Annotated in this window: 13 protein-coding genes and 1 pseudogene; 6 read left to right on the forward strand and 8 right to left on the reverse strand. The window is 70.4% G+C overall.

Annotated elements, in window-relative coordinates; genetic code table 11:
* Positions 1–18: 18 nt before the first annotated feature.
* Together rfbC and ABZ281_RS15755 are read right to left on the reverse strand one after the other, a co-directional pair.
* A complete protein-coding gene (gene rfbC, locus ABZ281_RS15750) occupies positions 19–624 on the reverse strand; it encodes a dTDP-4-dehydrorhamnose 3,5-epimerase (RefSeq protein ID WP_356655831.1) in 606 nt (201 codons plus the stop codon).
* A gap of 4 nt (positions 625–628) precedes the next feature.
* Entirely contained in the window at positions 629–2,569 is a 1,941-nt protein-coding gene (locus ABZ281_RS15755) for a glycosyltransferase family A protein (protein WP_356655833.1), read from the reverse strand.
* Positions 2,570–2,778: 209 nt separating this feature from the next.
* On the opposite strand from ABZ281_RS15755, the gene ABZ281_RS15760 reads away from it, so the two are divergent.
* The 6 genes and pseudogenes from ABZ281_RS15760 (at position 2,779) to ABZ281_RS15785 (ending at position 7,662) form a co-directional block, all read left to right on the forward strand.
* On the forward strand, positions 2,779–3,309 hold the full coding sequence (locus ABZ281_RS15760) for a metallophosphoesterase (RefSeq protein ID WP_356655835.1): 531 nt from the start codon (positions 2,779–2,781) through the stop codon (positions 3,307–3,309).
* Between the two features lie 12 nt (positions 3,310–3,321).
* Positions 3,322–3,743: pseudogene (locus ABZ281_RS15765) on the forward strand (class I SAM-dependent methyltransferase); the annotation flags it as partial.
* A gap of 318 nt (positions 3,744–4,061) precedes the next feature.
* Positions 4,062–5,057 (forward strand): branched-chain amino acid ABC transporter permease, encoded by a 996-nt coding sequence (locus tag ABZ281_RS15770; RefSeq protein ID WP_356655837.1) that lies wholly within the window; start codon positions 4,062–4,064, stop codon positions 5,055–5,057.
* Between the two features lie 7 nt (positions 5,058–5,064).
* Positions 5,065–6,057, forward strand: coding sequence for a branched-chain amino acid ABC transporter permease (locus ABZ281_RS15775; protein WP_356655839.1), 993 nt, complete (start codon positions 5,065–5,067; stop codon positions 6,055–6,057).
* Entirely contained in the window at positions 6,047–6,919 is an 873-nt protein-coding gene (locus ABZ281_RS15780; RefSeq protein WP_356655841.1) for an ABC transporter ATP-binding protein, read from the forward strand. The genes ABZ281_RS15775 and ABZ281_RS15780 overlap by 11 nt, the downstream gene beginning before the upstream one ends.
* A gap of 2 nt (positions 6,920–6,921) precedes the next feature.
* Positions 6,922–7,662 (forward strand): ABC transporter ATP-binding protein, encoded by a 741-nt coding sequence (locus tag ABZ281_RS15785; protein WP_356655843.1) that lies wholly within the window; start codon positions 6,922–6,924, stop codon positions 7,660–7,662.
* A gap of 23 nt (positions 7,663–7,685) precedes the next feature.
* On the opposite strand, the gene ABZ281_RS15790 is transcribed toward ABZ281_RS15785, so the two are convergent.
* The 6 genes from ABZ281_RS15790 to ABZ281_RS15815 all read right to left on the reverse strand — a co-directional run.
* Positions 7,686–8,933, reverse strand: coding sequence for an ABC transporter substrate-binding protein (locus tag ABZ281_RS15790; RefSeq protein ID WP_356655845.1), 1,248 nt, complete (start codon positions 8,931–8,933; stop codon positions 7,686–7,688).
* Positions 8,934–9,220: 287 nt separating this feature from the next.
* Positions 9,221–9,823 carry a carboxymuconolactone decarboxylase family protein gene (locus tag ABZ281_RS15795; protein ID WP_356655847.1) on the reverse strand — a complete coding sequence of 201 codons (603 nt, stop codon included), beginning with the start codon at positions 9,821–9,823 and terminating at the stop codon, positions 9,221–9,223.
* A 69-nt stretch (positions 9,824–9,892) separates the two neighbouring features.
* On the reverse strand, positions 9,893–10,945 hold the full coding sequence (locus ABZ281_RS15800) for an alcohol dehydrogenase catalytic domain-containing protein (protein ID WP_356655849.1): 1,053 nt from the start codon (positions 10,943–10,945) through the stop codon (positions 9,893–9,895).
* A 26-nt stretch (positions 10,946–10,971) separates the two neighbouring features.
* Positions 10,972–11,979, reverse strand: a complete 1,008-nt coding sequence (locus tag ABZ281_RS15805) for an NADP-dependent oxidoreductase (RefSeq protein ID WP_356655851.1) — start codon at positions 11,977–11,979, stop codon at positions 10,972–10,974.
* A 138-nt stretch (positions 11,980–12,117) separates the two neighbouring features.
* Positions 12,118–12,450 (reverse strand): putative quinol monooxygenase, encoded by a 333-nt coding sequence (locus ABZ281_RS15810; RefSeq protein WP_356655853.1) that lies wholly within the window; start codon positions 12,448–12,450, stop codon positions 12,118–12,120.
* Between the two features lie 116 nt (positions 12,451–12,566).
* The coding region (locus tag ABZ281_RS15815; protein ID WP_356655855.1) for an XdhC family protein at positions 12,567–13,070 on the reverse strand (504 nt) is incomplete at its 5' end.

A 13,070-nucleotide genomic window follows, 5' to 3' on the forward strand; every position in this document is an offset into this window, starting at 1 on the left:
GTTCCTCGGAGCTGAGGGCTACCCCCCCTGCCCGCTCCGCAGTTGCTCGTAGTACGCCAGACAGACCTCGTACGAGGGCAGGAGCCCCTGGCGTTCCGCCTCGGCCAGGGTCGGGGCCTGCTCGTCCTTGGGGGACAGGAGCGGGGTGATGCCCTCGGGCCACTCGATGCCCAGGGCCGGGTCGAGCGGGTGGATGCCGTGTTCGCGGCCGGGGGCGTAGCCCTCCGAACACAGGTAGACCACGGTCGCGTCGTCCGTGAGGGCCATGAAGGCGTGACCGAGGCCCTCCGCGAGGAACACCGCGTGCCGCGTGTCGTCGTCGAGCCGTACGGCCTCCCACGTCCCGTAGGTGGGGGAGCCGACGCGAATGTCGATCACCACGTCCAGGACGGCACCGCGGACACACGTGACGTACTTGGCCTGGCTGGGCGGCACATCGGCGAAGTGCACGCCCCGCAGCACGCCCCGCCGCGAGACCGAGCAGTTGGCCTGGGCCAGGGGCAGGTCGTGCCCCGTCGTCTCGCGGAACTCCGCACCGCGGTACCACTCGTGGAAGCTGCCCCGGTCGTCCGGGAAGATCTTGGGCTCCAGTACCCAGGCGCCCTCTATCCCCAGGGGTCGCATGCCGTCACCGCCCTCCGGTCCTGATACGGGAATTCACCTTCCGGCGCGTGGCACCGAGCACGCGTCGGGCGCGCCGGGCCAGCCGCAGCGCGACACCGGTTCCCGGCGCCGGCGTCACCAGCACGCTCCCGCCCCCGGCCCGCAGCGCGAACGGCAGACCGGCGAAACGGGCCTGGTCGGCGCCCGGGTTCAGACACACGGCCACCCGCCAGACGTCGTCCGAGAGATCCTCGGGCAGGACCGCCTCCAGCACCGAGCCCGGCCGGTCCGCGCCGGGGGAGAGTGTGCCCGGGACCTCCAGGATCCGGCGGGAGGAGACGAACCTCAGCCGCGCCTGCGAGCCGCCCGGGACGTGCACCGGGAGCAGGACCCGGAACCGCTCGTCGGAGACGGAGACGTCCCCCAGTTGCACGCGGCCCAGCCCGAGCCGCTTGCCGCGCGCGCCGAGCTCCAGGGAGAAGTTGCCGTGCGGTGCGGTCCAGTACGGCAGGACCGGGCGGTCGCCGACGACCCCCGCATGGGGCGTGGGCCGGTCCTCGCGCGGCGCAGGCCCCAGCCGGCACTCCTTGGTCCAGCCGCCCGACTTCACCCGGACGAGTGCGTCCCAGGCGCCGTCACGCGGCAGGACGGACGGGTCGACCGTGGCCGCCCCCCGCAGCACCAGCCGGACCTCCTCGCCGTCCCCGACCGGCACGGTCTCGCGGGTGAACTCCACCGGCTGGAAGTACTGCGCGGCGCTGGTGCGCTCCCGCAGCAGCAGATCGGCCGTGGCCTGCCCGAACCGTGCGGCGGTCTCCGAGGCCACCCAGCGCACCGCCTCGGGCACGTCCTTCGGTACGTCGGTCAGCGGCGCGGCCTCTGCGTCGGCGGGGAACAGCATGGACTCGCCGCCCGACAGGTACTCGGCCGTGAAGCCGATACGGAGCGATCCGTCACGCCACTCGATGTCCCCGGGGGCTGCCGCGGGGGCGACACCCGCCTCCCACTCCGCGAAGGCCACCACGTCGTCATAGCGGTCGGCCGCCGTCAGCGCGGCGATGACCTGCTGCGTCGGTTGCAGCCCGGCCGCGACACCGGGCCCGAAGCGCTCGACGACGACCTCGTGGATCTCCCCGAACAGCTCGCGGCGGTAGTCGTCCGGCAGGTTCAGCAGGCGCCGGGCCCGCAGCCGCTCCACCATCTCCACGCGCAGCCAGCGCCGGAACAGCCGGTCGCGCACCGGACCGGGCTCCGTGTACTGCTCGACGACGTCGAGGGCCTCGCGCAGGTTCTTGAAGTAGCCGACGGGATCGAAGCGTTCGAAGCCGGCGTTGGAGCCGTCGTCGCGCCGGATGTGGTAGTAGCAGACGTAGTCGCCGAGCACCGAGACGTTCTCCGCGCGCAGATACGCCTCCGCGATGAAGACGTGGTCCTCCAGGCGCCGTCTGCCCTCGGGAAAGCGCAGGCCGATGCGGTCCAGGAAGGCCCGGCGGACCATCTTGTGCGGGGTGAGGCTGTCGATGAGCGGGGCGTTCTCGACCGTGGCGCGCGGGTGGTTGCGGCGGAACAGTTCCACCGGCACCCCGCGGTTCTTGCCGGCCATCTTGCCCACGACGACGTCGGCGCCGTTGGCCACGCCGTAGTCGTACATCCGCTCCAGGGCCTCGTCGCCCAGGTAGTCGTCGTTGTCGACGAACATCACGAACTCGCCCCGGGAGGCCTCGATGCCCACGTTGCGGGGCTTGCCCGACCAGCCGGAGTTTTCCTGGTGGATGACCTTCATCCGGGGGTCCTCGGCGGCGAGCGCGTCGAGCCGGGCCGGGGTCTCGTCGGTCGAGCCGTCGTCGACGAAGATCACCTCGAACTCGTCGGGAGGCAGCGACTGGCGCTGCAGCGAGGAGATGCAGTCCTCGATGTAGATCCCCGGGTTGTACACGGGGACGATGACGCTGACCTTGACCGGCATCGGGTTTCCGGGCCCCTTCGGGTCGCTTGCCGTAGACGTCCTGTTGTACTGCGTGTTGCCCGATGCTAACCCGCTCGGCGAGGTCGCCTCACCTTTCGGGATCTCGCCGTGATCATCTCCACCGGCAGGGCAACTGAGCTGCGCCGTCTGTCTGTTCGCGGTCAAGTACGTTCCGGGCGGGAGCGGCCCGCAGCCCCTAGGCTGAGGATGTGCGCCTGCTCTTGATGTCGGACACCCACCTGCCCAAGCGGGCCGGGGAGCTGCCCGCCCCCCTGCTCGCCGAACTCCCGTACGCCGACGTCGTGTTCCATGCCGGGGACTGGGTCGACGCGGCCACCCTCGATCTGCTGGAGGCCCGCTGCCGCAGGCTCGTCGGGGTGTACGGCAACAACGACGGGCCGCAGCTGCGCGCCCGGCTGCCCGAGGTGGCGTACGCGGAACTGGGCGGGGTGCGGTTCGGCGTGATCCACGAGACGGGGGCCAAGCAGGGCCGGCAGCAGCGGTGCGCCGCCCGCTTCCCCGACCTGGACGTGCTGGTCTTCGGCCACAGCCACATCCCCTGGGACACCACGGCCCCCTCCGGCCTGCGCCTGTTGAACCCGGGCTCCCCGACGGACCGGCGGCGCCAGCCCCACTGCACGTATATGACCGCCACGATCGCCGAGGGGCAGCTCACGGACGTGCAACTGCACCGGCTGCCGCCCCGCCCACCGGGCCGAACCGCCCCGGCCGCGTCGTGACATGATCGCCCCATGGGTCAGGACGAGGGATACCTCCTGGACAACCGGCAGACCGAGGCCGGGACGCGCTTCGACGCACTGGCGGCCCTCTTCGACGCCTCGACGTTCCGGCACTTCGAAGCGGCCAAGATCGCCGAGGGGTGGCGGTGCTGGAGGTCGGGGCCGGCGGCCCGAGCGTGGCGGCGTGGCTGCGCGAGCGGGTCGGGCCCACCGGGCGCGTGCTCGCCACCGACATCGACATCTCCTGGACCGGGACGGCCGCCACCGAAGGAGTCGAGGTGCTCCGGCACGACGTCGGCCGCGACGACCCTCCGCCCGGCCCCTTCGACCTGGTGCACGCCCGTCTCGTCCTGGTCCACGTCACCGAGCGCGACGCCGCGCTGCGCGCCATGGTCCAGGCGCTGCGGCCCGGCGGGGTGCTGCTGGTCGAGGACGTTGTCCGGGCCGGGCGTCCAGCAACGCCAGCGACCTGCGAGCCAGACGGCGCTGCCAGGGCACAGGCCCTGTCAGGGCCACGACCGGCAAGGTGGGCAGCGTGAAGTACCCGATGTTGGCCAGACTGTTCCAGCCGAGGTGCCGGAGCACCCGGAAGAGCACGTTGTCGTCGCTGTAGGCACTCGCCAGGTTTCCGACGTCACTCATCGCGCAACCTCCGCTTGTGGGGTCCATCTGTGGCACGCCCCCCGTGTCACCGCCCCGAGCCGCGCCTACACTGAGCCCATAAAGGATGTTCGTGGCATACCGGAACCATCATGCGCCATCAGCGGATGCTCGTACCGGCCCTCGCCCTGGCCTTTGTCATGCTGCCCGCGGTCTCCGCACGGGCGCAGGGCGAGGAAGTCCCCCGCGGCCCCACGTTCTCCGCGCGCGCTCTGCAGGCGCTGATCGACGGTATCCAGTTCGGGGTGATCATCGCGATCACCTCGGTCGGGCTCTCATTGATCTTCGGAACCATCCATCTGATCAACTTCGCGCACGGTGAGTTCGTCACGATCGGAGCCACCGTCGCGTTTTTCCTCAACGTGTCAGCGGCCGGTCCGCGCTGGCACCTGATTCCCGCCGCCCTCGCCGCGGTGGTCTTCGGCGCCCTGCTGGGCGCGGCGGTCGATCGCGGCGTCTGGCGCCCGCTGCGGGCTCGGGGCACCGGGCTGATCAACATGTTCATCGTCACCATCGGGCTCTCGCTGCTGCTGCGCCACGTCGTACTCGTGCTGTACGGAACCCGTCCCGCCTCCTACGCGCAGTACGACATCCAGAGCACGATCGACCTGGGGCCGGCAGGCATCACGCCACGGGACCTCACCGTCACCCTGCTCGCCGTGCTGGTGCTGCTCGGCGTCGCCGCACTCCTGCAGAAGACGCGGATCGGCACGGCCGTGCGAGCCGTCTCCGCCAACCGCGACCTCGCAGAGGCGTCGGGCATCGACGTGCAGCGGGTGGTGATGTTCGTGTGGATGCTCGGCGGCGGGCTGGCCGCGCTCGGTGGGGTCTTCTTCGGCCTGGTCGAGATCGTCACCTGGGACATGGGTTTCAAGCTCCTGCTGCTCATGTTCGCCGGGGTCATCCTGGGAGGACTCGGTTCCGCCTACGGCGCGATGGTCGGCAGCCTCGTCATCGGCATCGTCGCCCAGATGTCCACCCTGTGGTTCCCGGTCGACCTGCAGTACGCCTGGGCGCTGCTCGTCCTCATCGTCGTCCTCCTCGTCCGGCCGCAGGGCATCCTCGGCCGGGCCGAACGCGTCGGGTGAGGGTGCCATGGACTTCTCGGACATCGTCTCCAACGCCCTGCGTTCAGGGATCGGCCCCATCGCCGCCGTCTACGCGCTCGCCGCGATGGGACTGAACCTGCACTTCGGCTACACGGGGCTGCTGAACTTCGGCCAGGTCGGATTCATGCTGGTCGGCGGTTACGGGCTCGCCGTCACGGTGTCGACGTACGACGGCCCGATGTGGCTCGGCGTCCTGGCCGGGATCGCCTGCGCGATCGTGCTGGCCCTGCTCCTCGGCCTGCCCACCCTGCGGCTGCGCGCCGACTACCTCGCCATCACCACGATCGCGGCGGGGGAGACGCTACGGCTGTTCTACCGTTCCAGCTGGGCCGAGCCGGTCACCGGCGGGGTGTTCGGTCTGCAGAGGTTCGCGAACGACTTCTACGCGCTCAACCCCTTCGAGCCCGGCACCTACGGCGTGTGGCTCGTGCGGTTCGGCTCCCGCGACCTCTGGGTGATGACCGTCGGATGGGCGCTGGTGCTCGTGGTCGGAATCCTGCTCGCCCTGCTGATCCACAGCCCGTGGGGCCGGGTGATCCGGTCGATCCGTGAGGACGAGGTCGCCGCACGCAGCCTCGGCAAGAACGTCTACGCGTACAAGATGCAGAGCCTCATGCTCGGCGGCGTCATCGGCGCGGTCGCGGGCATGATGCAGGCGATCCAGGTGCAGTCCGTGAACCCGGACAACTACGACCCGGGCGTCACGTTCTTCCTGTACACGCTGCTCGTCCTCGGAGGCGCCGGGCGGATCCTCGGGCCGGTCGTCGGCGCGATCCTGTTCTGGTTCGTCCTCAGCTTCCTCGACAGCGTGCTCCGCCAGGCCATCAACGCCGAGTACATCTCGCCGGACCTCATCAGTACCTCGGAGGTCGGCGCGGTGCGCTTCGCCCTGGTCGGGGTCGCCCTCATCCTGCTGGTCGCGTTCCGGCCGCAGGGCATTCTCGGCAGCCGGAAGGAGATGCTGCTCAGTGGCCGCTGACCCTGCCGTGTCCCACCCGGGCCGGCTCTCCGCGATCGATCCCGAGCCGGGGGTGCGCAAGCCCGACCCCCTGCTGGTCCTGGACCAGGTGACCCGCACTTTCGGCGGCCTCGTCGCCGTGCGGGTCGAGCATCTGGAAGTGCAACGCGGGGTCATCACGGCGCTCATCGGGCCCAACGGCGCCGGCAAGACCACGTTGTTCAACGTGGTGAGCGGGTTCGACCGGGCCGATGGCGGCCGGTGGTCGTTCGAGGGACAGCCGCTCACCGGCGCCCCGGCGCACCGGGTGGCACGGCGCGGAATGGTCCGTACGTTACAGCTCTCCAGAGCGCTCGCCCGGCTCACGGTGTTGGAGAACCTGCTCCTCGCCGCACCCGGGCAACGCGGCGAGCGGGCGCTGCCCGCGCTGCTGCGACCACTGTGGCGCGGGCAGGAGCGGGAACTCGAGCGCCGGGCCGACGAACTGCTGGACCGGTTCCGGCTCGCATCCCTGCGCGACCACCACGCCGGCACGCTCTCCGGCGGTCAGCGCAAACTGCTGGAGCTGGCCCGCGCACTGATGACCCGGCCGGTCATGCTCCTGCTCGACGAGCCGATGGCCGGGGTCAACCCCGCGCTGACCCAGTCTTTGCTCGGGCACATCACCCAGTTGCGGGACGAGGGGCTGACGGTGTGCTTCGTCGAGCACGACATGGACGTGGTGATGGGCATCAGCGACTGGGTGGCCGTCATGGCCGACGGCCGCCTCGTGGCTGAGGGCCCACCGCACACGATCGGCCGGAACGCCGCCGTCGTGGACGCCTACCTGGGCAAGCGGCACAACGAGCCGGGGGCGACCGAGGAGAAGGGTGAGGAGGAGTAGCGATGTCCGTCGAGGAACAGGCACCGGTACTGGCGGCCGACGACATCGTCGCCGGTTACGTCCCTGGTGTCGACGTGCTGCGCGGATGCAGCGTCGAGGTGCGGCCGGGCGAGGTGGTCGGTGTGATCGGCCCCAACGGCGCCGGCAAGTCGACCCTGATCAAGACAGTCTTCGGGCTGCTGCGGGCGCGCGGCGGGACCGTGCGCCTGCGCGGCGAGGACGTGACCGGCCGACCCGCGCACGAGCTGGTCCGGCGGGGCGTGGGCTACGTACCGCAACTGCAGAACGTGTTTTCCACCCTGACCGTCGAGGAGAACCTGCGGATGGGGGTCTATCTGCGGCCAAAGGAGCAGGCGCGGCGCGTCGCGGCGGTCGAGGAGCTCTTCCCCGTCCTGGCCGACCGCCGCAGGCAGAAGGCCGGCGCGATGTCCGGCGGCGAACGCCAGATGCTCGCGATGGCCCGCGCCCTGATGATGGAGCCGCAGCTGCTGCTGCTCGACGAGCCGTCGGCCGGCCTGTCCCCGCTCCATCAGGACCACGTCTTCGACCGGTGCAGAATGATCAACAGGGCGGGCGTCGCCGTGCTCATGGTCGAGCAGAACGCCCGCAGGTGCCTGCAGCTCTGCGACCGCGGCTACGTCCTCGACCAGGGCCGCAACGCGTACACCGGCACGGGTACGGCCCTGCTGCATGACGAGAAGGTGATCGAGCTCTACCTCGGCACGCTCGCCCGCGTTCGTTGACTCCCGCTGCCCGGTCCTCCCGGTCACTCCTCGGCTTTGCTGGTCTCGATGCGCAGGGTCTGCAGCTTTCCTTCGTCGTTGTAGCCGTACACCTCGATCGTCGCCTGGCCGGGTTCGCCCTTGTCGGTGAAGTTGAGCGGCCCGCTCACACCGTCGTAGTCGATGTCCTTGCCGTCGGCGAGCAACTCCTTGCAGGCGGCGAACGACTTGCACTTCTCGCCGTCCTTGGTGACCCCGTTCATCTCCTTGACGTACTCGCGGGGATCGTCGGACTTCGCCTTCTCGGCGGCGAGCGCGATCGTCGTCACACAGTCGTACACCTGCGGTGCGAACTGCAGCTCCTTCAGGTCCGGCGCGAATTTCTTGAGGTCCTTCACGAACTGCTCGTTCGACGCCGATGCCGGTGCGGTGCCCTTCATCCCGGAGAGCCTCTCCGGCTGGCCCGGGGCGACCAGCGAGGGCAGCTCCTCGCTACGCAGTCCGTCGGCGCCGTAGACGCCGATCTGGTCGGGGCCGAGTCCGGACTCGATCATGCCCTGGAGGATCTGGGTGCCCTCCTCGAAGGCGATCACCACGGCGGCGTCCGGCCTGGAGTTGTCCACCTTCTGGACGACCTGGTCGAAGTTGGTCGCCTTCGGGTCGTAGGTCTCGGCGAGCGTCACCGTCGCACCGGCGTCCTCCAGCGACTTCCGGGTGGCCTCCATCAGGCCGCGCCCGTAGTCGTCCGCCCGTGCGACCAGGGCCACCCGGTCATGGCCGTCGTCGCGGACCACATCCGCCAGGATGGGCCCCTGCAAGGCGTCACTCGGGACGGTACGGAAGTAGTAGCCGTCGTCCTCGTAGTTGGTGAAGGTGGGAGCGGTGTTCGACCCCGAACACTGCACGACGCCCGCTCCGGTCACCCGGTCGATGAACGCCAGCGACATCCCGGAAGCCGCGGCGCCGATGACCGCGTCCACGCCTGCCGAGAGGACCCGGCCCGCCGACTGCGCGGCAACGGCCTCCTGGCCCGCCTCGTCACTGGCGACCACCTTCGGCACGGACTTGCCCAGGACCCCGCCTGCGGCGTTGATCTGCTGTATCGCGAACTTCAGCGACTCGATCTGGGGCGGGCCGAGGTAGGCCAGCTGTCCCGTCTCGGGCAGGACGTAGCCGAACTGGAGCTCACCATCGCCCGGGTCGGCCTGGGCAGTGCCCGTCGTACCGCAGACGGCTATCACAAGAGCGGCCGCGCTCGCGAAGACCGCGGACCGCCGTATCGACGCTTTCATCTCCGCCTCCGCTCGTACAGGCGGCGGTGGTCGACTGGCCGGCCATCCGCCCGCCATCTGTACACGAGCGTAGAGCCCGTGCGGAGCCCGGAAAAGCACGAAACGTACACTTTTTCGATTGACTGTGCTGCTCGCCTGGGCCCTGCGCTACCCTCCCCGGTCACGCAGGGTGTCTTGATCAGGTCCGGATACGCTCCCCGGGCCAAGGGCCGGCAGGTACCGAGCCCCCAGGTCGAGGGGCTCGTGGGGCCGCGGCCGCCGGGTTCCGTGAGGCGCCCGGACGCCCCTCACCCGTGCTTCCCCCTCCCCATGAAGCCGGTGTGGTCGAAACCGGGCTCCAGTTGCACACCGGTGGCGTTCAGGAAGAAGGCCACCATCTGGTACTGGCCCACCAGCATGACGATCTCGATCAGTTCGGCGTCGTCGAAGTGCTCGGCCAGACCCTCCCAGGTCGCGTCGGACACCGTGGCATCGCCGTGCAGCTCGTCCGCCGCGCGGATCAGGTGCCTCTGGAGGTCCGCCCAGCCGGGTGCCTCCGGCCCTTCGCCGATACGGTCGATGTCCGCGTCCGTGACGCCCGCGGCCCTGGCCAGCGGGAGGTGCCGCCCCCACTCGTACCGCGAGCCGGTGTTCCAGGCGGTGCGCAGGATCAGTAACTCGCGCACGTCTCCCGGCAGTCGGCCCCCGCCGAGCAACTGGGCGCCGAACGGCATGAACTGCTCGTAGAGATCCGGATGGCGCGCGAGCGTGGTGAAGATGTTCGGGATCCCGCCCTCGGGGTCATGGGGAGCTGCGGCCAGCAGTTCCCGGGTCCGGGGATCCCACTGTTCTTCGGGGAGCGGCTTCAGCCGTGGACGGGTCGGTCGTGCGGCTTCGTGACGCTGTGACATGGCTGCCTCCAGTCTCCGAGTGACTCACCCTAGGAGACCGGAGGCAGGCCCGGCAGTGGGACGCAGCAGTCAGCCCGTCGGGTCGAGAACGATCTTGCGGACGCCGTCGGAACGGCCTGCGAACAGTTCGTACGCCGCCGGCCCTTCGGAGAGGGCGAAACGGTGCGAGACCACGACCCCGGGCTTGATCCTTCCGGCACGGGTGAGGGCGATCAGGGGAGGGAGTTCGTAGTGCACCGAGCACAGCCCGATGGCGAACTCCAGCTCCTTGACCTGCGCCAGGTACATGTGGAACGGGAACGCCTTGTTCTGGCTGACCCCGATCACACTGACCCGGCCGGCCTGCCGCACGGCCTTGAGGGCGAGCTCGATGGTGGCGTCGGAACCCACCGCTTCCACCACGGCGTCCGGCCCGCGGCCGGCGGTCATGTCCCGGATGGCCGCCCGCGCGTCGTCACCCTCGACCGGCTCGACGCCCAGGCCGGCGGCGAAGGCGCGGCGCTCCGCGACCAGGTCCACGCCCAGCACCCGGGCCGCGCCCATCGCGAAGGCGGACTGTGCGGCCATGAGGCCGACCGGGCCGAGGCCGACGACCAGGACGGTCTCACCGGGCTGGATGCGGGCACGGCGGCAGCCGTACCAGGCGGTGGGGGCGTTGTCCGTCAGGACGACGGCGGCCTCGTCGGAGATGTCCTCGGGCAGGTGCACCAGATTGACGTCGGCGCAGGGCACCGCCAGGATCTGGGCCTGGCTGCCCGGGAGCTTCGGACCGACTCCGTAGCAGAGCTCCGTGCTCGACGTGGCGCGCTCGCACCGTGCGGTGAACCCGGCCGCACACTGCCGGCACTGCGCACAGCCGACAGAGGCGGGCACCAGGACCCGGTCGCCGGGCTTGAAGCGGGTGACCTGGCCGCCGGTCTCGACGACCACGCCGACGCATTCATGTCCCGGTGTGTAGCCCGGTTCCGGGCTGAAGGCGTTGCCGGCGTAGATGTGCAGGTCGCTGCCGCAGATTCCGGCCGCGGTCACCCGCACCACCGCGTCGGCGGGACTGGTGACGGCCGGGTCGGGGACGTCCCCGTAGCGGATGTCGTGTCGGCCGTGGTAGGTCAGTGCCTTCATCGGATCTCTTCCTCCCCCCGGCCCGGTCAGTCCGCGATCTTCAGCACCAGCTTGCCGTGGTTGTCACCACGGAACAGGCGCATCAGGGTCTCCGGGAAGTCCGCGACCGAGCCGGGCACCACGTCCTCCAAGGACTTCAGCCGGCCCTCCGCCCGCCACGTCGCCATCTGCGCGATGCCCTCCGCGTACCGTTCGGCGTAGTCGAACACCACGATGCCCGTCATGGAGGCGCGGTTCACCAGCAGCGACAGGTAGTTGGCGGGGCCTTGCGGCTTGGTGCTGTTGTACTGGGAGATCGCGCCGCAGACCACGACGCGGGCGCCGCGCGCCAGCCGCAGCAGCACGGCATCCAGGACGTCGCCGCCGACGTTGTCGAAGTACACGTCGACGCCGTCGGGGGCGTGCTCGCGCAGGGCCTTGCGGACGTCCTCGCTCTGGTAGTCGATCGCGGCGTCGAATCCGAACTCGTCCACCACCAGGCGGCACTTGGCCTCGCCGCCGGCGATGCCGATGACCCGGCAGCCGAGGATCTTGGCGATCTGCCCGGCGACGCTGCCGACCGCTCCGGCCGCTCCGGAGACCACGACGGTCTGCCCCGGCTCGGGACGCCCGACCTCGGTGAGGCCGAAGTAGGCCGTCAGGCCCGACATGCCGAGCGTGCCGAGATAGGTAGGCAAGGGAGCGGCCTCGGGGTCGGCCTTGGTCACGCCGCGCCCGTCCGACACGCAGTACTCCTGCACGCCGAACGTGCCCGACACATGGTCGCCGACCGCGAACCCGCAGTGCCGGGAGGCGACCACCCTGCCCACCGCGCCGGCGCGCATCACCTCGCCGATCTCCACCGGGCGGATGTAGGACCTGCCCGCGTTCATCCAGCCGCGCATTGCCGGGTCGATCGACAGACAGAGCACCTGTACCAGGAACTCCCCGTCGCCCGGCTGCCCGGCCGGCTCCTCGACATGCTCCCAGTCGGTGGGGCGCGGCTCTCCCACGGGACGTGCGGCCAGGCGTATCTGGCGGTTGATCGTGCTCATCTGCGGCGACTCTCCTCGGCTGCTGCTGCATACCGTCCAGTCGGTACGGCCGTGAGCGTACGGGTGCCCGACGTCCGAGGCAAGAGCCGGTCCGCCACGACTTACGGCTCATGCGGGCGGCCGGCCCTGGGCAGCGAGCTATTCCTGTCCCGGTACCGCCATCTCACCGAGGAGCGACCAGTCGTTCTGCGGGACGCTCGCGTTCACGATCCGCGGTGTCTCGGCCAGATGCGGAGGAAGCGTCTGCTGCGCGGCCTTGAAGTGGGCGGACTGTACGTGTGCGGCTCCGGCCTCGTCGTCACGGAAGGCCTCGACGAGGACGTACTCCGACGGCTCGTCCACGCTGCGCGACCAGTCGAACCACAGGCAGCCGGGCTCGGCGCGCGTCGCCCGGGTGAAATCAGCGGCGATCTCGGGCCAGCGGTCGGCGTGCGCGGGGCGGACTCGGAACTTCGCGGTGATGAAGATCATGCGATTCCCTTCGGTGAAGTGCTGAAGTGCTGAAGTGCTGAAGTGCTGAAGGCCAGTGGGCGACTCGATCGTACGAACCCGGATCGATGGCGACGTGACGGAAGCGGCGCTGGTGCTCAGGGGGACCGGTGCGGGTGCACCGCCCCCTCCGTCGCGCTCAGCGGCGCGCCGCTGCCTCCCCACCGCAGTGCCACGATCTCGGCGGCGACGGACACCGCCACCTCCTCGGGCGTACGGGCCCCGAGGTCGAGGCCGACCGGTGAGCGCAGCCGGGACAGCTCGCGTTCCGTGACCCCGGCCTCGGCCAGCCGTTCCGCCCGGTCGGCGTGGGTGCGGCGGCTGCCCATCGCCCCGATGTAGGCAGCCGGGCGGCGCAGCGCCTCCGTCAGCAGCGGCACGTCGAACTTGGGGTCGTGTGTCAGGACGCAGATGACCGTGCGCTCGTCGGTGTCCGTGCCCCGCAGATAGCGGTGCGGCCACTCGGCGACCACCTCTACGCCCTCGGGGAAGCGCCGGGGCGTGGCGAAGACGGGGCGGGCGTCGCAGACGGTGACCCGGTAGCCGAGGAAGTCCCCGATGCGGGCCACCGCCGCCGCGTAGTCGATCGCGCCGAAGACCAG

The sequence above is a fragment of the Streptomyces sp. NPDC006265 genome (genome assembly GCF_040613555.1).
Taxonomy (GTDB): domain Bacteria; phylum Actinomycetota; class Actinomycetes; order Streptomycetales; family Streptomycetaceae; genus Streptomyces.

Bases quoted from the DNA above. Each gene is read 5' to 3' on its own strand.
- ABZ281_RS15810 (WP_356655853.1), bottom strand. From the start codon at position 12,450: ATGATCTTCATCACCGCGAAGTTCCGAGTCCGCCCCGCGCACGCCGAC.
- ABZ281_RS15790 (WP_356655845.1), bottom strand. From the start codon at position 8,933: ATGAAAGCGTCGATACGGCGGTCCGCGGTCTTCGCGAGCGCGGCCGCT.
- ABZ281_RS15800 (WP_356655849.1), bottom strand. From the start codon at position 10,945: ATGAAGGCACTGACCTACCACGGCCGACACGACATCCGCTACGGGGAC.
- rfbC (WP_356655831.1), bottom strand. From the start codon at position 624: ATGCGACCCCTGGGGATAGAGGGCGCCTGGGTACTGGAGCCCAAGATC.
- ABZ281_RS15795 (WP_356655847.1), bottom strand. From the start codon at position 9,823: ATGTCACAGCGTCACGAAGCCGCACGACCGACCCGTCCACGGCTGAAG.
- ABZ281_RS15770 (WP_356655837.1), top strand. From the start codon at position 4,062: ATGCGCCATCAGCGGATGCTCGTACCGGCCCTCGCCCTGGCCTTTGTC.
- ABZ281_RS15785 (WP_356655843.1), top strand. From the start codon at position 6,922: ATGTCCGTCGAGGAACAGGCACCGGTACTGGCGGCCGACGACATCGTC.
- ABZ281_RS15775 (WP_356655839.1), top strand. From the start codon at position 5,065: ATGGACTTCTCGGACATCGTCTCCAACGCCCTGCGTTCAGGGATCGGC.
- ABZ281_RS15805 (WP_356655851.1), bottom strand. From the start codon at position 11,979: ATGAGCACGATCAACCGCCAGATACGCCTGGCCGCACGTCCCGTGGGA.
- ABZ281_RS15755 (WP_356655833.1), bottom strand. From the start codon at position 2,569: ATGCCGGTCAAGGTCAGCGTCATCGTCCCCGTGTACAACCCGGGGATC.